The organism is Mycolicibacterium aromaticivorans JS19b1 = JCM 16368 (assembly GCF_000559085.1).
In the GTDB taxonomy this organism is placed as follows: Bacteria; Actinomycetota; Actinomycetes; order Mycobacteriales; family Mycobacteriaceae; genus Mycobacterium; species Mycobacterium aromaticivorans.
In genome coordinates this window covers 1,112,393-1,134,690 of the sequence record NZ_JALN02000001.1, presented here as the reverse complement: position 1 = coordinate 1,134,690, position 22,298 = coordinate 1,112,393, and the positions used below count along the sequence as shown (strand labels likewise).

The 22,298-nt window shown below is 66.9% G+C and carries 23 protein-coding genes; 13 read left to right on the top strand and 10 right to left on the bottom strand.

Annotated elements, in window-relative coordinates; translation table 11 throughout:
* Window positions 1-6: 6 nt before the first annotated feature.
* Together Y900_RS05480 and Y900_RS05475 are read right to left on the bottom strand one after the other, a co-directional pair.
* Window positions 7-1,005 (bottom strand): oxidoreductase, encoded by a 999-nt coding sequence (locus tag Y900_RS05480; protein ID WP_036339884.1) that lies wholly within the window; start codon window positions 1,003-1,005, stop codon window positions 7-9.
* A 38-nt stretch (window positions 1,006-1,043) separates the two neighbouring features.
* Window positions 1,044-1,637, bottom strand: coding sequence for a TetR/AcrR family transcriptional regulator (locus Y900_RS05475; protein WP_237752511.1), 594 nt, complete (start codon window positions 1,635-1,637; stop codon window positions 1,044-1,046).
* Window positions 1,638-1,711: 74 nt separating this feature from the next.
* Here Y900_RS05475 and Y900_RS05470 point away from each other — a divergent pair, with 74 nt between their 5' ends.
* The 5 genes from Y900_RS05470 (at window position 1,712) to Y900_RS05450 (ending at window position 6,563) form a co-directional block, all read left to right on the top strand.
* Entirely contained in the window at window positions 1,712-2,542 is an 831-nt protein-coding gene (locus Y900_RS05470; protein WP_036339881.1) for a mycofactocin-coupled SDR family oxidoreductase, read from the top strand.
* An 8-nt stretch (window positions 2,543-2,550) separates the two neighbouring features.
* Window positions 2,551-3,360, top strand: a complete 810-nt coding sequence (locus tag Y900_RS05465) for a mycofactocin-coupled SDR family oxidoreductase (protein ID WP_036339879.1) — start codon at window positions 2,551-2,553, stop codon at window positions 3,358-3,360.
* The gene (locus tag Y900_RS05460) at window positions 3,357-4,160 is read left to right on the top strand and encodes a carboxymuconolactone decarboxylase family protein (RefSeq protein WP_036339876.1); all 804 of its coding nucleotides are present in this window, start codon (window positions 3,357-3,359) and stop codon (window positions 4,158-4,160) included. The genes Y900_RS05465 and Y900_RS05460 overlap by 4 nt, the downstream gene beginning before the upstream one ends.
* 5 nt (window positions 4,161-4,165) lie before the next feature.
* Entirely contained in the window at window positions 4,166-5,608 is a 1,443-nt protein-coding gene (locus tag Y900_RS05455) for an aldehyde dehydrogenase family protein (RefSeq protein ID WP_051660320.1), read from the top strand.
* A 115-nt stretch (window positions 5,609-5,723) separates the two neighbouring features.
* On the top strand, window positions 5,724-6,563 hold the full coding sequence (locus tag Y900_RS05450; protein ID WP_036339873.1) for a mycofactocin-coupled SDR family oxidoreductase: 840 nt from the start codon (window positions 5,724-5,726) through the stop codon (window positions 6,561-6,563).
* Here the strand turns inward: Y900_RS05450 and Y900_RS05445 are convergent.
* Window positions 6,556-7,155, bottom strand: a complete 600-nt coding sequence (locus tag Y900_RS05445; protein ID WP_036339871.1) for a TetR/AcrR family transcriptional regulator — start codon at window positions 7,153-7,155, stop codon at window positions 6,556-6,558. The genes Y900_RS05450 and Y900_RS05445 overlap by 8 nt on opposite strands.
* Window positions 7,156-7,295: 140 nt before the next feature.
* Between Y900_RS05445 and Y900_RS05440 the strand changes: the two genes are divergently transcribed.
* From Y900_RS05440 to Y900_RS05425, 4 genes are read left to right on the top strand one after another with little or no spacing between them, the layout of a single operon-like run.
* Window positions 7,296-7,511 carry a ferredoxin gene (locus Y900_RS05440; RefSeq protein ID WP_036339869.1) on the top strand — a complete coding sequence of 72 codons (216 nt, stop codon included), beginning with the start codon at window positions 7,296-7,298 and terminating at the stop codon, window positions 7,509-7,511.
* Complete coding sequence (locus Y900_RS05435) at window positions 7,508-8,788, top strand: cytochrome P450 (protein WP_036339867.1); 1,281 nt, start codon at window positions 7,508-7,510, stop codon at window positions 8,786-8,788. Before Y900_RS05440 ends, Y900_RS05435 begins: the two co-directional genes overlap by 4 nt.
* Before the next feature lie 57 nt (window positions 8,789-8,845).
* The gene (locus tag Y900_RS05430) at window positions 8,846-9,511 is read left to right on the top strand and encodes an FMN-binding negative transcriptional regulator (protein WP_036345932.1); all 666 of its coding nucleotides are present in this window, start codon (window positions 8,846-8,848) and stop codon (window positions 9,509-9,511) included.
* Window positions 9,512-9,550: 39 nt separating this feature from the next.
* On the top strand, window positions 9,551-11,833 hold the full coding sequence (locus tag Y900_RS05425; RefSeq protein ID WP_272945538.1) for a molybdopterin-dependent oxidoreductase: 2,283 nt from the start codon (window positions 9,551-9,553) through the stop codon (window positions 11,831-11,833).
* 3 nt (window positions 11,834-11,836) lie between these two features.
* Here Y900_RS05425 and Y900_RS05420 read toward each other — a convergent pair whose 3' ends face one another.
* On the bottom strand, window positions 11,837-12,169 hold the full coding sequence (locus Y900_RS05420) for a MarR family winged helix-turn-helix transcriptional regulator (protein WP_237752510.1): 333 nt from the start codon (window positions 12,167-12,169) through the stop codon (window positions 11,837-11,839).
* Window positions 12,170-12,393: 224 nt separating this feature from the next.
* Here Y900_RS05420 and Y900_RS05415 point away from each other — a divergent pair, with 224 nt between their 5' ends.
* Entirely contained in the window at window positions 12,394-13,245 is an 852-nt protein-coding gene (locus tag Y900_RS05415) for an oxidoreductase (RefSeq protein WP_036339850.1), read from the top strand.
* Here the strand turns inward: Y900_RS05415 and Y900_RS05410 are convergent, their stop codons facing one another.
* From Y900_RS05410 to hisN, 3 genes are all read right to left on the bottom strand, one after another.
* The gene (locus Y900_RS05410) at window positions 13,246-14,460 is read right to left on the bottom strand and encodes an acyl-CoA dehydrogenase family protein (RefSeq protein WP_036339847.1); all 1,215 of its coding nucleotides are present in this window, start codon (window positions 14,458-14,460) and stop codon (window positions 13,246-13,248) included. It abuts the gene before it with no gap.
* Between the two features lie 33 nt (window positions 14,461-14,493).
* On the bottom strand, window positions 14,494-15,876 hold the full coding sequence (locus tag Y900_RS05405; protein ID WP_036339844.1) for an acyl-CoA dehydrogenase family protein: 1,383 nt from the start codon (window positions 15,874-15,876) through the stop codon (window positions 14,494-14,496).
* A gap of 135 nt (window positions 15,877-16,011) precedes the next feature.
* Window positions 16,012-16,806 carry a histidinol-phosphatase gene (gene hisN, locus Y900_RS05400; protein ID WP_036339842.1) on the bottom strand — a complete coding sequence of 265 codons (795 nt, stop codon included), beginning with the start codon at window positions 16,804-16,806 and terminating at the stop codon, window positions 16,012-16,014.
* A 56-nt stretch (window positions 16,807-16,862) separates the two neighbouring features.
* Between hisN and Y900_RS05395 the strand changes: the two genes are divergently transcribed.
* Complete coding sequence (locus tag Y900_RS05395; protein WP_036339839.1) at window positions 16,863-17,207, top strand: hypothetical protein; 345 nt, start codon at window positions 16,863-16,865, stop codon at window positions 17,205-17,207.
* Between the two features lie 7 nt (window positions 17,208-17,214).
* Window positions 17,215-17,622, top strand: coding sequence for a PPOX class F420-dependent oxidoreductase (locus Y900_RS05390; protein WP_036339837.1), 408 nt, complete (start codon window positions 17,215-17,217; stop codon window positions 17,620-17,622).
* On the opposite strand, the gene Y900_RS05385 is transcribed toward Y900_RS05390, so the two are convergent.
* Window positions 17,623-18,861 (bottom strand): MFS transporter, encoded by a 1,239-nt coding sequence (locus tag Y900_RS05385; RefSeq protein WP_036339833.1) that lies wholly within the window; start codon window positions 18,859-18,861, stop codon window positions 17,623-17,625.
* Window positions 18,862-18,903: 42 nt separating this feature from the next.
* Window positions 18,904-19,452: a TetR/AcrR family transcriptional regulator gene (locus Y900_RS05380; protein WP_036339830.1), complete on the bottom strand. Its 549-nt coding sequence runs from the start codon at window positions 19,450-19,452 to the stop codon at window positions 18,904-18,906.
* Between the two features lie 92 nt (window positions 19,453-19,544).
* Between Y900_RS05380 and Y900_RS05375 the strand changes: the two genes are divergently transcribed.
* Entirely contained in the window at window positions 19,545-20,735 is a 1,191-nt protein-coding gene (locus tag Y900_RS05375) for an MFS transporter (RefSeq protein WP_036339827.1), read from the top strand.
* A 3-nt stretch (window positions 20,736-20,738) separates the two neighbouring features.
* Here Y900_RS05375 and Y900_RS05370 read toward each other — a convergent pair whose 3' ends face one another.
* Window positions 20,739-22,112 carry an FAD-dependent oxidoreductase gene (locus Y900_RS05370; protein ID WP_036339824.1) on the bottom strand — a complete coding sequence of 458 codons (1,374 nt, stop codon included), beginning with the start codon at window positions 22,110-22,112 and terminating at the stop codon, window positions 20,739-20,741.
* Window positions 22,113-22,298: the final 186 nt, after the last annotated feature.

The following is a 22,298-nucleotide window of genomic DNA, read 5'->3' as shown; positions in this document are numbered from 1 at the left end:
TCGTGTTCAGAAGCCGCCGGCGACCCGCACCACCGCACGGCCCGAGTACTTGCCGGCCCGCACCTGGTCGATCACGTCGATGACGTCCTTGACGTCGACCTCGTGGGTGACATCGTCGAGGTGGCGCGGCTTGCGCTCACCGCCCAGACGCTTCCACAGCCCGCGGCGCGGACCGATGGGCAGCAGCACCGAGTCGATGCCCAGCAGTGACACCCCGCGCAATATGAACGGCAACACCGTCGTATTGAGTCCCGGGCCACCAGTCAGCCCGCTGGCCGCCACCGCGCCCCCGTATTCCAGCGTGCTGATCACATCGGCCAGGGTGGCCCCGCCGACGCAGTCGACGGCACCCGCCCAGCGCGCCCTGCCCAGCGGGCGCGGCTTCGCGTCGGGGTCTGCGGGCAGGCGTGGGATGACGTCCGCGGCGCCGAGGGCCTTGAGATGGTCGGCCGCCTCGACCTTGCCGGTGGAGGCCACCACCTGAAATCCGGCGGCCGCCAGCAGGTCCACACTGACCGACCCGACACCGCCGGTTGCGCCGGTGACGACGATCGGGCCGTCCTGGGGAGTGATGCCATGGGCGATCAGGGCCTCGACGCTCAGCGCGGCCGTGAAGCCTGCGGTTCCGATCGCCGCGCCTTCCCGCGGTGTCAGCGAGCCCAAGGCGACAACCTGATCGGCGGGCAGTCGAACGTACTCGGCGTAGCCGCCGTGGTGGCCGGTGCCGATCGCGTAGCCGTGCGCCAGGACCTGATCGCCGACGGCGAAGTCGGGGGAGCCGGACTCCACGACCTCACCGGTGAGGTCGATGCCCGGCACGATCGGATAGTCCCGGACGACTCCGCCGCGCGGGGTCAGCGCGAGCGCGTCCTTGTAGTTGACGCTGGAATAGGCGACCCGGATCGTCACGTCGCCGGGCGGAAGTTCGGAGGCGTCGAGTGTCTCGATCGACGCGGTGATCTGATCGCCGTCCTGGCGGGCCAACAGTGCCTGATAAGAATCCATGCCACGACGGTAGCGCCCACCGACGTGCCACAGACCGGCTACCGACGGCTCGCCTCGTAGCCGGCGGTGAACCACCGGACCGTCCGTTCGATGGTGGGCAGGATGTCGGTGATGGCGATCTCGCCGGCGGCAAAGCGTCCGGACAGGCCGAAAATGACGGTGGCCAAGACGGTGTCGAGATCGGCGACGAAGTCCTCGTCGACGCCGTCGAGCACTTCCATCGCTGCGGGGACGACGTTGTCGAGCCCGCGATGCAGCAGCAGTTCGCGCCCGGTGGCCGATCGGGAGCGGTAGTAGGCCTTGAGCATCTCGGGATGTCGTTCCCACGGCTCGAAGATGGTTCGCAGGACGCGCATCATGCCGTCGTAGACCGACTCGTCGGGATCGTGGTGCTGGACACCGAGGCCCGCGTACCGGTGCTCGTCCATCCATGACTCGAGGGCGGTGAGGATCAGGTGGTCGCGGGTGGGGTAGCGCTTGTAAATCGTGGTGAGCGAGGTGCGCGAGCGCCGGGCGACCTCGCGCAGCTGAACGGCGTCGTATCCCTGCGTCTCGAGGATCTCGACGACGATGTCGATGATGCGGTCACGTCCGTCGACCACGGTATCGATCGCTTTCTCGGTCTTGTCCACGAATCCCCTTGCCCTAGCCGAGTAACACGGTTACCGTACCGCAGTAACACGGTTACTGGGCGGAGGCGGAACAAGTGAGATCTCTCGACGGCAAGGTCGCGTTCATCACCGGCGTTGCTCGTGGCCAGGGCCGCAGCCATGCGATTCGCCTCGCCGAGCAGGGCGCTGGCATCATCGGTGTGGACATCTGTGCCGACATCCCTTCCAACGGTTATCCGATGGCCAGCCGCGCCGAACTCGACGAGACGGTCGAGTTGGTGGAAGCCAAGGGGGGCAGGATGATTGCCTCGGTCGCCGACGTCCGCGACTTCCACGCGGTGAAAGCTGCGCTGGATGCCGGCGTCGATCAGTTCGGCCGCCTCGACATCGTGTGCGCCAACGCCGGCATCGCCACCATGGCCTTCCGCGAGTTGACGATCGACGAAGAGCTCGAACAGTGGACCGATGTGCTGAACGTGAATCTGGTCGGTGCGTTCCACACCGCCAAGGCCGCGATCCCGCACCTGGTCGCCGGGCAACGGGGCGGGTCGATCGTGTTCACCAGCTCGACTGCCGGACTGCGGGGATTCGGCGGACTGCAAGGCGGCGGGCTGGGATACGCGGCCTCCAAACACGGGCTCGTCGGACTGATGCGGACGTTGTCCAATGCGCTTGCGCCGCAAAGTATTCGGGTCAACACCGTGCATCCCACCGCGGTACGCACCATGATGGCCGTCAATCCCGCGATGACCGCCTTTCTGGAGAACTACCCCGACGGCGGACCGCACCTGCAGAACCCCATGCCGGTCGACCTCCTCGAACCAGAGGACATCAGCGCGGCGATCGCCTACCTGGTCAGCGATGAGGCCAAGTACGTCACCGGGGTGACGTTGCCCGTCGACGCCGGGTTCACCAACAAACTCTAGGAACTCACGTGACATATACTGGACGGGTCACCGGTAAACGGGTCCTGGTCACCGGGGCTGCCCGCGGGATGGGCCGCAGCCATGCCGTGCGGCTGGCCGAAGAGGGTGCCGACCTGATTCTGGTGGACATCTGTGAGTCGTTGCCGGAGTTGGAGTATCCGCTGTCCTCGCGCGACGACCTGCAGGAGACGGCACGGCTCGTCGAACAGCACAACCGGCGCGCCGTCATCCATGTGGTCGACGTGCGCGACGCCGCAGCGCTGGCCGCGGCGGTCGACGACGGGGTGGCGCAACTCGGAGGTCTGGACGCGGCGGTGTCCAACGCTGGCGTGCTCACGGTGGGCACCTGGGACACCACCACGCCTGAGCAGTGGCGAACAGTGCTGGATGTCAACCTGATCGGCACGTGGAACACGTGCGCCGCCGCCCTGCCCCACCTGGTGGATGAGGGTGGGAGCCTGGTCAACATCAGTTCGGCCGCCGGATTGAAAGGGACCCCGCTGCATCTGCCCTATACGGCGTCCAAGCATGGTGTCGTGGGCCTGAGTCGAGCGCTCGCCAATGAGCTTGCGGCGGTGAATGTTCGGGTCAACACCGTGCACCCGACCGGGGTAGAGACCGGTATGCGGCCCGAATCTCTGCACGAGCTGTTGGGTGAACGCCGACCCGACCTGGTGCCGATCTTCCTCAATGCCCTGCCGATTGTGATGGCCGAGCCGGTCGACATCAGCAACGCTGTCCTGTACCTGGTATCCGACGAAGCCCGTTACGTGACAGGCCAGGAACTCAAGGTTGACGCCGGGGTGACGATCCGATGATCGACGCCGGCCGGCGTGAGCGTGGCCGACGGGTATTCGCCGACGTCATGACCTTCGCTGCGCCGCAGGACGACTCGCCTGCCGCAACTGGGCTGATCGACTTCGTCTACGGGGAGGTGTGGTCGCGGCCGGCATTGAGCCGGCGCGACCGGCGGTTCGTCACGCTGGCGTGTGTGGCGGCCGCGGACGCTGAAGCTCCGTTGCGTGACCACGTGTACGCGGCGCTCAACAGCGGCGATGTATTGATCACCGAAATGCGTGAAGCGGTATTGCATTTCGCGGTGTACGCCGGCTGGCCGAAAGCCTCGTGGTTCAACATGGTGGTCGACGAGCAGTGGGAGCGGATCCATCGGAACCGGGGCCAGGCGCCGTCGCCGCCGGACCCACTGCTGCCGTTGATCACGCCGAGCGATCCCGAGATCCGGCTCGTGGTCGGAGAGCAGTCCTTCAAGGAGATCAACTGCATTCCGTTCGCGCCCATCCGCGACAACCCGTACTCCGGTGCGGGAATCCTGAACTTCGTTTTCGGTGAGATGTGGCTGCGCCCCGGACTCGGGATGAAGGAACGCCGACTGATCACGGTGGCGTGCGTGGCGTTCCAGGACGCTGTGGTTCCGATCCTCAGCCATGTGTACGCCGCGCTGAAGAGCCGTGATCTGTCCTTCGCCGAGATGGACGAACTGGCTCTGCACTTCGCGGCGTACTACGGCTGGCCCAAGGCTTCCCACCTCAACCAGGCCATCGGTGAACAACAGCAACGTGTGCTCGACGAGTGGCGCAGCGAAGCCAGTCCATCGTGAGCGGTGTGATCGCATCGGCCGGGTTGTTGATCGGCGGCGAACGCGTCGCCGACACCTCGGCGGGTACCCATCAACATATATATCCGGCCACCGGGCGGCCTAATGTCGTTGTCTCACTGGCTGGCCCGCCAGAGATCGACCGAGCCGTGGCGGCGGCCAAGCGCGCACAGCGGGCTTGGGTATCGCTGACGGTGGACCGGCGCCGCGATCTGCTGATCGACCTGGCCGACCTGGTGCACGAACATCTGGACGAACTGGCCGAACTCAATGTTCGCGACTACGCGGTGCCGATCTCGTACGCCGGAACGTCGATGCTGCTCGAACGGTTCTTGCGCCACTATGCCGGCTACGTCGACAAGCCGCTCGGTGCGAGCACTCCGGTCAACGGCTCGTTCGACATCAATCTGATCGAGCGTGAGCCCTATGGTGTCGTGGCCGTCATCGCGCCGTGGAACGGGGCGCTTGCTGTCGCGGCGTCCTGCGTCGCTCCCGCACTTGCCGCCGGAAATGCGGTCGTGTTCAAGCCATCTGAACTGGCGCCCCTGGCGGCACTGCGCTTCGGCGAACTGTGTCTGCTGGCCGGCCTGCCGCCGGGCCTGGTCAATGTGGTCCCCGCCGGCGCCGACGGGGGTGATGCCCTGGTGCGCCATCCCGATGTCCGCAAGGTGCATTTCACCGGCGGCGGCGAGACCGCTCGCAAGGTGATCGCCGCGGCCGCCACGAATCTGACACCGGTGGTCGCCGAGTTGGGCGGCAAGTCCGCCAACCTCGTGTTCTCCGACGCCGACCTGCCGGCCGCCGCCGCGCTGGCCGCCCACCAGGGCCCGCTGATGCAGTCGGGGCAGAGCTGTGCCTGTGCCAGCAGGATTCTGGTGCAGGACAGCATCTACGACGACTTCGTCGACGCCTTCCTCACCCGCATTGCGGAAGCCGAGGTCGGCGACCCCCTGGACCGTGCCGTCACCGTCGGCCCGGTGATCGGGGAGGGCGCCCTGCGGCGCATCCTCGCGACGATCGATGATGCGGTCGGCCGGGGGAGCGGTGAGTTACTAACCGGCGGCAACCGCATCGGCGGAGACCTGGCGGCGGGTTACTTCATCGAGCCGACGGTGTTCGGCGATGTCGACAATGCGTCGGAGCTGGCACAGATCGAGACATTCGGGCCGGTGGTCTCCGTGATCAGATTCCGTGACGACGATGACGCCGTCGCGATCGCCAACGACAGTGCATATGGCCTCAATGCCTTTGTGCACACCCGGGATCTGGTGCGCGCGCACAGTGTGGCTCGTCGAATGGAGTCGGGGTCGGTGTGGGTCAACCAGTTCAGTGACATGTCCCCGCAGGGACCCTACGGCGGCTACAAGCAGAGCGGGTTCGGCCGGACCGGCGGCCTGGAGGGCTTGCACGAATTCCTTCAGGTGAAAAACATCCGGATCGGAATGCGCTGACCTTGACACGGGCACGTGCCGCTGCCACAGTATTGATCGATCGATCAAATTTATGATCGTCGATTAGTCGTCCGGCGCGGGGTACGCGTCAGGTTCTTCGGAGACGAGGGTTTTCATGGCTGGAAGAGTCGAGGGCAAGGTCGCGTTCATCACCGGCGCCGCGCGCGGACAGGGCCGCAGTCATGCTGTCCGGTTGGCGGAGGAGGGCGCTGACATCATCGCGATCGATGTGTGCAAGCGCATCAGCAGCAATGAGGACATCCCGGCGCCGACGCCGGACGACCTGGCCGAGACGGCCGATCTGGTCAAGAACCTCAACCGCAGGGTGGTCACCGCAGAGGTTGATGTTCGCGACTACGCAGCTGTGAAGGCCGCCGTGGACAGCGGAGTCGAGCAGCTGGGCCGGCTCGACGTCATCGTGGCCAACGCCGGCATCGGCAACGGCGGCCAGACGCTCGACCACACCAGCGAGGCCGACTGGAACGACATGATCGACATCAACCTGTCCGGTGTGTGGAAGAGCGTGAAAGCGGCTGTTCCGCATCTGATCTCGGACGGCCGCGGTGGTTCGATCATCCTGACCAGCTCGGTCGGGGGTCTGAAGGCCTATCCGCACACCGGCCACTACATCGCCGCCAAGCACGGCGTGGTCGGCCTGATGCGGACGTTCGCGGTCGAGCTGGGGCACCACTCGATCCGGGTGAACTCGGTGCATCCGACCAATGTGAACACCCCGCTGTTCATGAACGAGGGCACGATGAAGCTGTTCCGCCCGGACCTGGAGAACCCGGGTCCCGACGACATGGCCGTTGTGGCTCAGATGATGCACGTGCTGCCGATCGGGTGGGTAGAGCCGGTCGACATCAGTAATGCGGTGTTGTTCTTGGCTTCTGATGAGTCTCGCTACGTCACCGGTCTGCCGATGACGGTCGACGGCGGAAGCATGCTCAAGTAGCTTGCGCCCCATCGGCGGAGGCGACCCGATTCAGGTAGCGGTTCACCAGCTCTCGTAACTCCTCATGGCCCTCGGTCATCCCGATCGCGCTCTCGTTGCACAGGCTGCGCGCGGTCTGGGCAATGAGCATCGAGACCGCGACCGGCGGAAACTCGGTGAGGTCGACGCCATGTGCACGCAGAGCGACTGTCGCGGCGGCGGTTTCGATGTCGCGGACGCGTTCGGCGTAGGCCTTGAGTTCGGTGCTGATCACCTTGCGGTGGTTGGCCAGTGCGACGAACTCGGCGTACAGGCCGGTCCAGCGCGGGTCGGTGTTGATGGACCACAAGGCGCGCAGCGGCTCATCGGCGGTGATCGCCTGGCGCATCTTCGCAAGCGACGCATCCGAACCCGCCCGCAGCACGGCGACGAACAGGTCGTCCATCGTCGGGAAGTAGTAGTACACCAACGCGGATCGGACCCCGGCGCGCGCGGACACCCGCCGCGATGTCGCGGCCGCGTACCCCTCCTCGCGCATGATGTGAGCGGTCGCCTCCATCAGGCGTTCCCGCGCGCCGGCGTCCTTCTCTTTGTTCTTCGGTGTCGGCGCCATAGCGGCCATCTTCTCAGGAGAGTTGCGCGCTTGGCTAGGAGGCCATTCGGCGCGGCTCTTGACCCCCGATTTCCCGGCGTGATAAGCATGACCCGACGCAGAATTTGATCGATCGATCAAATACGGAAAGGAAGCGCTCGATGGCTGCGGCTCAATGGCGCGTACGGGTGGACCGGGACCTGTGCGAAGGCCATGCGCTGTGTGTCGAGTTGGCCGCGGACGTCTTCGACGTTGAATCCGATGACCTTGCCTCGTGCGTCGAAACTCCGCCGGAGGGTGCCCGCGCGCGGGTCGAGGCCGCGGTGGCGGCCTGCCCCCGCCAAGCCATCAGCATCATGAAAGGCCGCCAAGAATGACCGATTTCGCAACAGCGGACTATTTCTCCGACCAGGACATCGCCCAGGATCCATACGAGTACCTGGATTACCTCCGTGCGCAGAACCCGGTGTTCCGCGAGCCGAATTACGGAGTGGTGGCCGTGACCGGCTACGACGAGGCAGTCGCGGCCTTCAAAGACTATGAGACGTTCTCGGCCGTCAACGCCATCGGCGGTCCGTTCCCGCCGTTGCCGTTCGAGCCTGAGGGAGACGACATCTCCGAACAGATCGACGCGCACCGGCACCTGTTCCCCATCAACGAGATGATGGTGGTGATGGATCCGCCGGCGCACACTCGCGCCCGCTCGTTGCTGAGCCGCCTGCTGACCCCCGCGCGATTGAAGGAGAACGAAGACTTCATGTGGGAGTTGGCCGATCGCCAGCTCGACGAGTTCATCCGCAACGGCAAATGTGAGCTTCTGGCCGAGTACGGTAAGCCGTTCGCGACGCTGGTGATCGCCGACCTGCTGGGTGTGCCGGATGATGACCGGGCGGAGTTCCGGGCGAGTCTCGGTGCGGGCAAGGAACCGGGAAGTGCGGTCGGCGCATTGGATCACACGCCTGTCGCGGTCAACCCGCTGGAGTGGCTGGACGGCAAGTTCACCGGTTACATCAACGAAAGGCGTCGGCATCCCCGCGAGGACGTGCTGAATTCCCTTGCCGCAGCGACCTACCCGGACGGTACGACACCCGACGTCGTCGACGTGGTCCGGGCGGCGACATTTCTGTTCGCGGCCGGCCAGGAGACTGTCGTCAAACTGCTCAGCGCCTCGACCCGGGTGCTGGCCGAGCGCCCCGACCTCCAGGACAAGCTGCGCGCCGACCGCAGCCTGATCGGCAACTTCATCGAGGAGTCGTTGCGGATCGAAAGTCCGACCAAGGTCGATTTCCGGCTGGCCCGCAAGACCACCACCCTCGGTGGCGTGGACATCAAGGCGGGCACCGTTCTGATGCTCTGCCTGGGTGCGGCCAACCGTGACCCGCGCAAGTTCTCCCAGCCCGACGAGTTCCACCTCGACCGCAGGAATGTCCGCGAACACATCACCTTCGGCCGTGGCATCCACACGTGCGCCGGCGCGCCACTGGCCCGCGTCGAAGCGAAGGTCACGCTGAACCGGCTGCTGGACCGTATGACCGACATCGCCATCGACGAGACACAGCACGGGGCCGCCGGTGCCCGTCGCTACCGCTACGAGCCGACGTTCCTGTTGCGCGGCCTGAGCGAGCTTCACCTAGCCTTCGCACCCGTCGACTGAAAGCCGGGGAATCCGTGCAGCTGTAAATCTCTTGCGCTGCCTGATGAAATGGTCGACATGCTGATCCATCCTTGGGATGCCGCGCTGGACAACGCTGAATGGCGGGACTGGTTGGCCTCGACCGACCGGTTCGGCGTCCTCGCGGTCAACAACGTCGACCCCGGGCAGGCCCCGGTGCTGGTGCCCACCCATTTCACGGTGGCCGACGATGAGCTCCTGATCCACCTGGCGCGGCCCAATCCGGTCTGGCCGCACCTTGAAGCGGCCGCCGAGGTGCGGATCGCGGTAATCGGTGACTACACCTACATTCCGGGGCATTGGCGACCCAAAGCGGGTGTCCCCGATGAGGACGGAGTGCCGACCAGTTACTACGCCTCCGTCCAATTCATCTGTCGTCCAACGATCATCGATGATTCACACGGCAAGGTGGCGATACTCCGGTCTCAGCTGGCCGACTTCCAGCCCGAAGGCCGCCATGCCGAGGTGACTGAGGGGCAGGACCCGTACGGCCGGATGCTGCCTGGCATCCGCGGTGTGCGGCTCGCCGTCGAGCGTGTCGAAGCCAAGTTCAAGTACGACGACGCCAACCCAGCCGAGCACCGGGAACGAGTGATAGGTCGCCTCGAGGAGCGCGACCGCGGCCTGGACGCCGGTGCCGCCAATCAGCAACGACGCCGGCTGTCGGCGATCGGCGACTGGCGGGCTCGCCGGGCCGACTCCTGACCGTTGTGCCGGACGAACGCCCGGCCCTAACATGGACAGGTGTCCAGACAGAAGTCGGATCAGACTGACGGCGCCGTCCGCCGCGTGACGTGTCCGCTCTGCGAAGCCATGTGCGGGCTACGGGTCACGATCGACGGCGATCGGGTCACCGACATCCGCGGCAACCCCGACGACGTGTGGTCGGCAGGGCACATCTGCCCCAAGGGTGCGGTTCTCGGCCAGCTGCACGACGACCCGGACCGGTTGCGATCGCCGATGGTCAGGCGGCCGGACGGAACCCACGTCGCCGTCTCCTGGGACGAGGCGTTCGCCGAAGCGGAGCGGGTGCTACGGCCGGTGCTGGACAGCGACGGTGCGCAGGCGGTCACGGTGTACGTGGGCAACCCGGTAGCGCACAACCTGGGCCTGAGTTCCTACATCGGCGCCCTCGTCGGGATGGGCGGCGCGGCCGGGATGGGCGCGTACTACTCACCGGGCACGGTCGACCAGTGGCCGTTGAACGTCGTCGGCACCCTGCTGTTCGGCGGAATGTGGAACGCGCCGATCCCGGACCTCGCTCGCACCGATCACCTCGTCGTCATCGGCGCCAACCCCGCCGCCTCGCAGGGATCGATGCTCTCGGCGCCGGACGTCGTCGGCCACCTGACCGGTATCCGCAAGCGCGGCGGTCGGGTGGTGGTCATCGACCCGCGCCGCACCGAGACGGCACAGCGTGCCACCGACTGGGTGCCCATCCGACCGGGCACCGACGCCCTGGTGCTCTTCGCGGTGCTGCGGACGCTGGCCGCCGACGGATTGCTGCGGGCCCATCCGCATCTCGACGGCCGCGTCCAGGGCCTCGACGAGGTGATCGCCCTGGCCGAACCCTTCACCCCGGAAGCCGTTGCAGGGCCGAGCGGGATCCCGGCCGAGGCGATCCGCGCGCTCGCGCACGACCTGGCATCGGCGTCGAATCCTGTGCTGTACAGCCGGATCGGGGCCTGCACCCAAGAATTCGGCACGCTGGCCACCTGGCTGGTGTTCGTGCTGAACGCCGCGCTCGGTGCGGTCGACCGGCGCGGGGGAGCGGTGTTCCCCACCCCGGCGGTGTACTCGCCGATGTTCATGAAGCCGCCCGATCAACCCGGCCCGCGCTGGGAGTTCGGTCGCTTCGCCTCGCGCGTGCGCGGGGTCGGGGAGGTGCTCGGCCAATTCCCGGTGAGCTGCCTGGCCGAGGAGATCCTCACCCCGGGTGACGGACGTATCCGCGCCATGATCTCGGTCGCGGGCAACCCGGCGATCTCCGCGCCCGCTGCGGGCCGGCTCGACGAGGCGCTGGCCTCTCTGGATGCCTTTGTCTGCGTGGATAATTGGCTCAACGAGACCACCAGGCACGCGCACGTCATCTTCCCCGGACTCTCGCCGCTGGAACGTCCGCATGCCGACGATCTGTACTGGATCTACGCCGTCGCGTCCTGCCTGAAGTGGTCGGAGCCGCTGTTTGCGCCGGATCCTTCTCGGCCGACCGAATGGGAAGTGCTGCTGCGTCTTTCGGGCGCCCTGCTGGGAACCCCCACTCCGGACGTCGACCTCCGGGCGATGGACGACCTGTACACCGGGGGACTGGTCGCCACCATGTGCACCCAGCCGGGCACTCCACTGAGCGGACGCGACCCGGCCGAGGTGATGGGCATGCTGAAAGGCCAAGGGCCCGAGCGCATATACGACCTCTACATCCGGCTCGGCCCGTGGGGCGACGGCCTGGGCGCCAACCCCGGCGGCCTGACCCTCGATGAGGTGCGCACGCACCCCGACGGCCTGCGACTCGGCGAATTGGAGGGCGGCCGGCTCGACTCGGCCGTCACCACACCGTCGGGCGGCATCGAGCTGTTGCACGACCTGTTCGTCGCCGATGTGCCCCGACTGCGGGCGCGCATGGACCGAGTCGAGGAGTCGCTGCTGCTGACCAGTCGGCGCCATCTGCGGTCGAACAACTCGTGGCTGCACAATGTGCCCGCGCTGATGCGGGGGCGCGACCGATGCACGCTGCTGATGCATCCCGACGATGCCCGCCGCGTCGGAGTCGGCGACGGCGAGCTGGCCGAAGTCAGTACGTCGGAAGGGAAAGTGGCTGTGCCCGTTGAGGTCAGCGACGACATGATGCCCGGGGTGGTGTCACTGCCGCACGGCTGGGGACATGGTGTGCCGGGCAGCCGGCTCGGCGTCGCCAACGATCATCCCGGCGTGAACTCCAACCTGCTCAACCCGCCCGATCTGCTCGACGTACCCAGTAACACTCAGGTGGTCAACGGGGTGCCGTGTCAGGTCCGGGCATCGGGCTGAGGCTCAGCCGTCGATCGAGTCGGCCAGGCGCTGCAGCAGTTCGGTGAGTGCCAGCTGTTCCTCGCCGGACAGAATTCCGAACAGCTCCTCGGCGGCGGCGGTGTACGCGCCGGCCCAGGTTTGCGCCTGCCGCCGGCCCGTGGGTGTGGCCTTCAGCAGGGTCACCCGGCGATCGGAGTCGTCGGCGCAGCGTTCGATCAAACCTTCCCGGACGAGTGCGTCGGTCAAGGTGGAGGCAGTGCCCTGTGTGATGCCGACGGTGCGCGCCAGGTCGGTGAGCCGGACCGGTCCGCAGCGATCCACCTCGAACAGGACCTTGGATCGGGGGGTGGACACGCCGTGGTCACCGAGCCGCTCGTCGAGGGCGCGGACCAATGTCTTGCCGGCGCGGCCGAAGGCGTCGGCGAGGGTGGCCGCGCGCTGACGGGATTCGGCGTCGTGTGCTGAGCGTGGAATGTGGCTTCACCTCCCTGGGTTGACAGGAAGCGTAGCGCGCCAGCAATATAGTTTGATATCAAACAATTCGACTTCAATCTATTCTCTGCCAGTGGAGGATCCCCATGACACGTTGTGCGTTGGCCGGCTATCAGGTCCACCGCCTCGGATTCGGCGCGATGCAGCTGCCCGGTCCCGGTGTATTCGGGCCGCCACGGGATCGCGAGCAGGCACTGGCGGTACTGCGCCGCGCCGTGGATGCAGGCGTCGACCACATCGATACCTCGCAGTTCTACGGCCCGGATGTGGCGAACGAGCTGATCCACGAGGCGCTGCATCCGTATCCCGACAGCCTCGCACTGGTCAGCAAGGTCGGCGCGCGGCGCGATGATCAGGGCGCGTGGCTTCCCGACGCCGAGCCGTACCGGTTGCGCGCCGCCATCGAGGAGAATCTGCGCACCCTCGGTGTCGAGCGGCTGGCCGCGGTCAACCTGCGAGTGATGGAGTCAGAACCCGATGCGCTGTTCACCGATCAGCTCGGTGCGATGATCACCGCCCGCGACGAGGGCCTGATCGCCGGAGTCGGACTGAGCAACGTCACTCACGAGCAGCTGCTGCATGCGCTGGAACTCACCGACATCGTGTGCGTCCAGAATCCGTTCAATCTGGTGGACCGGTCCTCGCAGCCGGTGCTCGACGAATGCGTGGCCCGCGGCATCGCGTTCGTCCCGTTCTTCCCACTCGGCTCGGCGTTCCACGAGGTGAATCCGGTGCTGTCGCATCCCCTCATCACCGCCGCGGCCGAACGGCTCGGTCAGACGCCCGCCCAGATCGCACTGGCGTGGACACTGGGCGTCGCCGACAACGTGTTGCTCATTCCCGGCACGTCCTCGCTGGACCACCTGGAGGAGAACCTCGCCGTCGCCGGTATCGAACTCGACGAGCGGACCCAGCGCGAGCTGACAGCAGTGGCGTGACTACTTGAGTTCGGTGGAGGACAGCCCGAGCAGGCGGCGGGCCACCACCAGCTGCTGGATCTGCTGCGTGCCCTCGAAGATGTCCAGGATCTTCGAGTCGCGGGCCCACTTCTCCAGCAGCGTCTGCTCGGAATAGCCTGCCGTTCCGGCTAATTCGACGGCCTTGAGAGTGATGTCGCTGGCGACGCGGGCGGCCTTGGCCTTGCCCATGGACGCTTCCTTGGAGTTCGGGATCGCATTGTCGGCTTGCCACGCTGAGCGCACGGTCAACAGATAACCGGCCTCCCAGTCGGCTTCCATGCGAAGGAATTCCGCAGCAGCGGCACTCTGGACGTGCGCCGGCTTGTCGTAGGAGATCTCCACGCCGGCCTCGGTCAGGATCGTGCGCAGTTCCTCCAGGGCGGCGCGTGCCACCCCGACCGCCATTGCGGCCACGATCGGCCGGGTGTTGTCGAAGGTCTCCATGACCCCGGCAAAGCCCTTCTCCACCTCGATCTCCGGGCTCCCCAACAGGTTCTCCTTGGGGATGCGGGCGTTCTCGAATCGGATGGCCGCAGTGTCGGAGGCCTTGATGCCGAGCTTGTGCTCGAGACGCTCGACGGTGACCCCGGGGTGCTCACGCGGCACGATGAACGATTTGATCGCCGCCCGGCCCTTGGACTTGTCCAGCGTCGCCCACACCACGATGTGAGTGGCGCGGGAGCCGGCGGTGACATAGATCTTCTCGCCGTTGATCACGTATTCGTCGCCGTCGAGCACCGCCGTCGTCGACACCGCCGCCGAGTCCGAACCGAACGACGGTTCGGTGATCGCCATGGCGGCCCAGACGTTCTTGCCCAGCCGCTCCAACTGCTCGTCGGTGGCCACTCCGGAGATCGCGGCGTTTCCGAGGCCCTGGCGAGGCACCGACAGCAGCAGCGCGATGTCACCCCAGGAAATTTCCAGGGCGTTGAGCAAGGCGGACATGTTGCCGCCGTTGATGTTTCCCTTCGGGCCGTCGTCGCTGTCGCGGAATGCCTCCGTGCCCGCGAACGAGATCGTGTTGGCTTCCGAGATTCCCTCGAATAACGTTGCCAGGGTGTCCAATTCGACGGGGTAGGCGTGCTCGGCGACGTCGTACTTGCGGGAGATCGGCCGCAGCATCTCCGCGGCGCCCTGGTGTGCCTTCTCGATCACGGCTTCCAGCTTGCGCGGCAGTTCGAGATTGATTGCCATGTCAGTCTTTTCCGTTCGTTAGCCGTTAGGCGGTTAGAGGACGACTACACCCTCGGCGACGCCGATGGCCCGCAGATCGCGGTACCAGCGCTCCACCGGGTGCTCCTTAGTGAAGCCGTGGCCGCCGAGTAGCTGCACCCCGTCCAGGCCGATCTGCATGCCTTTGTCGGTGCCCAGCTTCTTGGCCAGCGCGGCCTCGCGGACGAACGGCAGGCCACGCTCTGCGCGCGCGGCGCCGCGCCAGGTGATCAACCGCAGGCCATCGAGCTCGATGGCGATGTTGGCGCACATGAACGCGACGGCCTGACGGCGGGCGATCGGCTCGCCGAATGCCTCGCGCTCTTTGACGTAGGGGATTACGTAGTCGAGCACCGCGTGTGAGGTGCCGACCGCCAGCGCAGCCCAGCCCAAGCGGGACAACGCAATTGCTTCGGAATAGTCCGCGTCGGTCGCCCCGTCCTCGCCGAGGCGGGCCGACAGCGGTACCGACACCTTGTCCAATGTCACTCGGCCCAACGCCGCGGCCCGGATCCCCATGCTGGGGTCGGCGGTGACCGTCAAGCCGGCGGCCGAGGCCTCGACGATGAACAACGCCGGCTTGCCGTCGAGTTGTGCTGCCACGATGAACAGTTCGGCATCGGCGGCGGCGGGAACCAGCGATTTCACGCCGTCGAGGCGGTAGCCGCTCGGGGTGCGCACCGCGGTGGTCTTCAGCGCGGTCGGGTCAAAGAGGGCATGCGGTTCGGCGATCGCCACGCAGGCCTGTGGCACGTTCTCGCCGGCGAATTCGCGGAGGTACGTGGCCTGCTGGTCGGCGCTGCCCCAGTGCGTCAGCGCCGAGGCGACGCCACCGGGGGCCAGGATCGGCAGCGCAAGACCCATGTCGCCGTAGGCGAGTGCCTCGGCCACCAACGCGTTGGTGACGGTGGTGCGCTGCTCGGCGATGCCGTCGAAGTCTTCGGGGATGTTGATGGCCGTGATGCCGAGCTCGGCGGCTTTGGCGATCAGATCGGCGGGATAGGTCGCGGCGTCGTCGGCGTCGTGAGCGGCCGGACGCAGAATCTCCTCGGCGAACTCGTCGACCGTCGCGACGATCATCTTCTGGTCGTCGTCGGGGGTGAGGTCGAAATAGTCTGCGCCGCTGGGCCGCAGCCGGGCCGGCGCCTTGCCGATGCCCTGAACCTTCTTGAACTGCCGGGTGGCCGCGCCTGCGGTGGAGAACGCCTGCTTGACCCCGTACTTCAGGCCGCGATTCAGCGGGTCGCGCAGGTGATAGCGGTCCAGGAAGTCCTGCCCCATCAGCGGGGTGACAAGCGCCAGCCCGATGTCGGTCAGGGAGCGCTTGTGCTTGTACTGCCCGACCGCGCTATCGCGGGCCCGTGCGCTGGCGGATGTGGGGGGAAGGGTGTTGGTCATGGTGGCAGCCTCGTCGATGGTGGGCGTGCTGGTCAGATCTCGCTGCAGCCTATCTTACTCCAAAGTAAGGTAGATGCCGGAAGCGCTCCGCGGCGCCAATGCTGTTGGGTCGGTCACACCAGCGCGGCCATGCGGCTACCGCCGGCCCAGGCTCGCCAGGGTCGCGGCGTGCAGCAAGCCGTTGGTGGCCACGGCATGCCCGCCGTGCGGGCCGGGCTGCCCGTCGAGGTTGGTGAAGCGGCCACCGGCCTCGCGGACCAGGATGTCCAGCGGCGCCAGGTCCCACAGCTTGACCTCGGGTTCGGCGGCAATATCGACGGCGCCCTCGGCGACCAGGCAGTAGGAGAAGAAGTCGCCGTAGCCGCGCACTCGCCACACGTCGTCGGTCAACCCGATGAACTGGTCCCGCAGGCCTAGGTCGGCCCAACCGGACAGGCTGGAGAACGACAGGCTGGCCGATCCCAGCTCGGCAACGCCGGAGACCGACAACGGCCGGGCCGGCCCGTCCCCGGAGTGCGCGAAAGCGCCCAGTCCGTGGCCGGCCCACCACCGCCGATTCAGGGCCGGGGCGCTGACCACACCGACGACCGGCACGCCGTCGGCCAGAAGGGCGATCAAGGTCGCCCAGATCGGCACGCCGCGAACGAAGTTCTTGGTCCCGTCGATCGGGTCGATCACCCACTGCCTGCCCTGGAATTCGGCGGTGCCGCCGTATTCCTCACCGAGCACGGCGTCGTCCGGGCGCTCGCGGGACAGCTCCGCGCGCACATCGGCCTCGACGGCCTCATCGGCATCGGTGACGGGCGTCAGGTCCGGTTTGGTGTCGATGCGCAGATCCAGCGCCCCGAATCGGTCGAGAGTGATCGCATCGGCGCGGTCAGCTAGCTGCAACGCCACAGACAGGTCTGCCCGTACATCCTGGTCGCTCATCCGCCGTTGATTCGCTCCGCGGGCTTCGCTCATGCGGCTAGTCCTACCATGGCCGCATGTGGGAATTCGCGGTGATATTGCTCATCGTCGGTGCGCTGGCCCTGGTCTTGGCCCCGCGCTTGATGCGCCGCGGCCCGCGCGGCGAGGTGGTGGACGGCACGCTTCTGGTGACCGGGGTCAGTCCGCGCCCCGACGCCACCGGCGAACAGTTCGTCACGATCAGCGGGGTCATCAACGGCCCCACGGTCAATGAGCACGTGGTGTATCAGCGGATGGCGGTCGACGTGAACGACTGGCCGACGATGGGCCAACTCATCCCGGTGGTGTACTCGCAGAAGAATCCGGACAACTGGTTCTTCGCACCGCCCGACCAGCCGCCGCCTCTGCAGCCCCCGAGTTAGGAATTCGATGTCCCAACCGCTTCCTGACGGGTTGCTCGCGCTGTTACAGCGCCCCAGTCCCTGCTTCGTGGCAACGCTCATGCCTGACGGCTCACCCCAGCTGACCGAGACGTGGGTGACCACCGATGGCGAGCACATCGTCATCAACATCGTCGATGGCATGCAGAAGGCGCGAAATCTGTCCCGCGACCCTCGCATCGCCGTCAACGTCGTCGACCCCGACAACGTCACTCGGTACTACGCAGTTCGAGGTCGCGTGTTGTCGACGACGACAGTGGGTGGTCGCGCCAGCATTGATGAGATCTCACAGAAGTACCTCGGCATCCCTTATCCGAACTTCTCCGGTAATCCCGACGAGACTCGCGTGATCGTCACTATCGCCGCCGAATCGATCACCCCACCGGCCCGCGACTGACTAGCTGTGCGCCCGCGCCCGGGTCTCCGGGACCGCGGCAAGGTAGACAACCAGCCCGGCGACCGCGATGGCCGACAGCGTGATGAACGTCGTGTGGTAGCCGGCGGCGACGATCAATGCCCCGGCCAGCCCGGCGCTGATCGCGGCCCCCGCGCCCTGAACGGTGGCGAGAGCGCCCTGGGTCACGTTGAAGTGACCCGTGCCCGCGGTCAGGTCGGCGATCACGACCGGGAACAAGGCCCCGAAAATGCCGGCGCCGACGCCGTCCAGAGTCTGCACCGCGACCAGCCACACCGGGTTGTCCGAGACGGTGTAGAGCACGCCGCGCACGGCCAACACGGCAAAACCCGCCACGAAGATCGGCTTGCGCCCCCACGAGTCGGCGGTGCGCCCGACGACGAGCGCGACCGGAACCATGACGAGCTGCGCCGCGAGGACGCACAGCGCGGTCAGCGACGTCGCGCTGTTCTTCCCCGCGACCCGCACAAGGAGCTGGCTGACCGAGGTCAGCATCGCGGCGTTCGACAGGTGGAACACGAATACGACAGCGGCGAAGCCCAACAGGCTTCGGCTCGTGAACAACACCGACCAGCTACTGGCGTGGCTGTCGACCGTGTGGTCGGCGGACAGGCCTCGCGCCAGGCTTTCGTCAATCTCCGAATCCTTGATGCGCGCGGCAGAGGCCACGCTGAGCAGAGCGAGCACCGCCATCAGCCAGAACACCACGACCGGACCGAACTGGATGGCCAGCAGGGCGGCGATGCCCGCGGATGCGGCATTGCCCGCATGGTTGAACGCCTCGTTGCGCGCAATCCTCGGTGTCAGCAGCTTGGCGCCCACGAGTCCGAGGCTGATTGCCGTGATGCCGGGGCCGAAAACGGTGGCGGCGGCGGCCGCGGCCGATTGGGTCGCGGTCACCGCAACGTAGCCGTGCACGGCGGGCAGGCACAGGCAACTGGCCGTCACCACGACGGCCGCGACGATGAGAACCATTCGGCGGTGCGGGATTCGGTCGATCAGCGCGCCTGCGGGCGTCTGGACGACGAGGCCGACCAGACCGGAGATGGTGATCACGCTGCCGACCGTGGCCTCGTCCCAGCCGTGTGCGGGACCACGGGTGGCGAGCAGATATATGGCCAGATACGGGCCGAGGCCGTCGCGCACATCGGCGAGGAAGAAGTTCAGTCCATCGAGCGCGCGCAGCGATCGTGTCGATGGTCGCCGATCGTTGCTCGCCATTGAGTCACATTGTGCCGACGGTGCCTGTGTGGCTCCCGGTACTCAGGCTCGCGGCGCGTTCGAACTCTGGTCGATGAGCCGATCGATGACCGCCAGCAGTCCCTCGTCGAGTTCCGTGCGCGGCGGTCCGCCGAGAACGCTGAACAGCGCGTGGTGGTACAGGCCGTCGCCGATGAGCTTGACGGTGCGCGCGACGTCACGGTCGCCGAGCGCCTCGGTCAGCACGCTCAGCCACTGATCGGAGATCATCTCGATGGCCGCCCGCGCCCGCGGGTCACCGGCTTGCTGGAGCCGAGCCACCGCGACCAGGGTGCGGTCGAGCGGGGTGTTGGCGTAATGCGACGTGCGGATGTAGTGCCGAGCCGGCCCGTCGGCGGCGTTGCGCATCTTGTCGACGTCGTCTGCAGCCAGCGCGATCAGCCGCTCACACAGTGCTTCGGCGAGTTGGTCCTTGGACGGGAAGTGGTACAGCAGTCCGCCCTTGGACACCCCGGCCCGGGCGGCCACCGCGTCGAGAGTGGCCAGGCGCTCGCCGTCGACGGCCAGCGCGTCGGCGTAGGCATCGAGGATGCGCTCGCGCGAGGTCGTCATCGGCAGAGTTTATCGACTTTCGAACTGTACCGTCCGGACGGTACAGTTGAGGAGCTTTGAAGTAGTAGACCAAATTCGATGGAGAGATAACCGTGCGCGCCTACGCAGAGCTCATTCGAGTTCCAGGCGTGGTCAATGTGACCGCCTCACAGCTTTTCGCGCGGCTGCCGCTGGGCATGCTGTCGCTGGCGATCCTGCTGCACGTGCAGGCCCGGACCGGGTCGTACGCGGTGGCCGGCGTCGTCGTGGCGTGCACGAGCATCGGTGAAGCGGTGGCCATGCCCATGACGGCGCGCCTTCTCGGTCGGATCGGGATGATGCCGACCTTGGTGTCGGCCGCCCTGATCAACGGCATCAGCATGCTGGCGCTGGCCTTCATCCACGTTCCCACGACGTTCCTGATGGTGTTGGGGTTCCTCATCGGCGCCTCGGTGCCCCCGCTGCTGCCTGCGGTGCGCGCCCTGTACCCGCAGATGGTCCCCGGCCAGGGCCTGCGGGCGCTGTTCGCGCTCGACACCACGGCCCAGGAGCTGATCTGGGTGATCGGTCCGGTCGCTGCGACGTTCCTGGCGTCGGCGATCTCGACGGCGATTCCGCTGTTGTTCTCTGCCGCGGTCACGATCGTCGGGACCGTGTGGTTCCTGCTCAGCGCCCGCCAGTTTCGGCCGACGATCGCCAGCAGCACGGTCGCGTTCGGCAAGGTGCTCGCCAACCGCGCGGTCATCCTGGCGATGGTCGCCAGCCTCGCGCTGGTCGCGTCGTTCACAGCACTGGAAGTGGGCGTCCTCGCCCTATACGGCAACCACAACCTCTCGGCGGGTATCGCGCTCGCGGCAACCGGCGTCGGATCGCTGCTCGGCGGTGTGCTGTTCGGCCACCGCCACCTCGGCGTCCGCGGCCTGTCGCTGTCCATGGCGGTCGTCGCCGCCGGCACCGTGCTGTTCGGTCTTGTCGACGGCTACGGCGTGCAGCTCGCCGCGTTGTTCGCCTCCGGGCTCGGCTTCGCGCCGTCGTTGGCCGCGCTGTATGTCATGGTGTCGAACCAGATCGCCGCACACTCGACCGCGGAAGCATTCGGATGGCTCAACAGCGGCGCCCTCGTCGGCGGCGCCATCGGCACCGCGATCGGCGGCGTCGTGGTGGACGGCTACAGCCCGTTCGCGGTGATCATGGTGTCGGCCGCCCTGGCGATGACCGCGGCCGTCACACCGCTGATCGCGCGCGCCGCGGGTCCGGTCGGCGGGCTGTCCCGGGAGCGTGAGCGGGACACCTGCGAGGTGTGATCGCTACCCGTGCCCGATGCGCAGCAGTTCGGCAACACTGGTGAGCTTCACGCGTGGCCGGCCGTGCGGTTCGCCCGCGCCGCGCTCGTGCGCGTCGATCAGCTTCCAGTGGTCGTCGGTGACCAATATCGGCTGACGCGACAGCAGCCACGCGACGAGCGTGTCGCCGTGGTCGTCGGCGAACGCGCCGAGCTCGCGGCCGTCGAGGTCGGCTACCAACGTCGCAACCGTGTCCGCCGAGTCTTTTTTGTTGCTCCCGATGACGCCCGACGGGCCACGCTTGATCCAGCCCACGACGTACTCGTTGTCGCTGCCTTCGACGCGGCCTTCGGTGTGCGGGATGGTGCCTGAGCGCTCGTCGAACGGCAGGCCCGGCGTCGCGATGCCGCGATAGCCGACCGCGCGGACCACCAGCTGGGCGGGCAGCTCCTCGCGCACGCCGGTGTCCTTGGCGACGATGCGGCCGCCCTCGTCGACGAGCTCGTTGCGGCCCAGCACCACTGACTCGACACGGCCGTCACCCTTGATCTCGATCGGCGAGGTACGGAACCGAAACACGATGCGGCGCTTGGCCCCTCGCGGTCCCGCCTCCGCATAGCCGCGCAGCACCTTGACGTTGAGCTTCACGGTCTTGCCCGCCGCCTCGAGCTGTTCGTCGGTGATGGAGTCGAAGTCCGCGGGGTCGACGATGACGTCTACGTCGGCCATGGCTTCCAGATCGCCCAGCTCGCGCAGCTCCATCGTCGTGAAGGTGGCCTGCAGAGGCCCGCGGCGGCCGATGACCACGACCTCGTCGACACCCTGTGTGTGTAGCAGTTCCAGCGCGTGGTCGGCGATGTCAGACTTGGCGAGCTCCTCGGGATCGCTGACGAGGATCCGTGCGACGTCGAGCGCCACGTTGCCGTTGCCGACCACGATGGCGCGCCCGGTCGAAAGGTCCGGCGCCATCTCCTCGAAGTGCGGGTGCGCGTTGTACCAACCGACGAAGTCGACAGCTGCGACGCTGCCCTCGAGTTCCTCGCCGGGGATGCCGAGCGGACGGTCCGACTGCGCGCCGGTGGCGTAGACGACGGCGTCGTAGCGCTGTGCGAGCTCCTCGGCTTGGACGTGCTCACCGACTCGGATGTTGCCGAAGAAGCGGAACCGCTCGTCGAGCGAGGTCTTCTCGAACTGGGCGCTGATGGTTTTGATCTTCGGATGATCGGGTGCCACCCCGGAGCGCACCAAACCCCAGGGGGTGGGCAACATTTCGAGCATGTCGACGTGGACATCCGGACCGCCGGCGGCGACGGAACTGTCGGCGAACTTCAGCAGCGACGCCGCTGCGAAGTATCCGGAGGGACCTGCACCAACGATCGCGACATAGTAAGGACGCATCCTCGCGCTTTCTGTCCGGACCCGGCTGCGCGCAAAGGGGCTGTCGCGTCGCAGTCGAGCAGCGTCGCTTTGGGCTGTGCGACGCCACATCCTGGTTACGAAAGTGATGTTAGACGCGCAACCGGCGGGGCAGCCCCAGAAGTCTCAGGAGTCGCCGCGGATCACACCGTGTCGCGACGCCGGTAC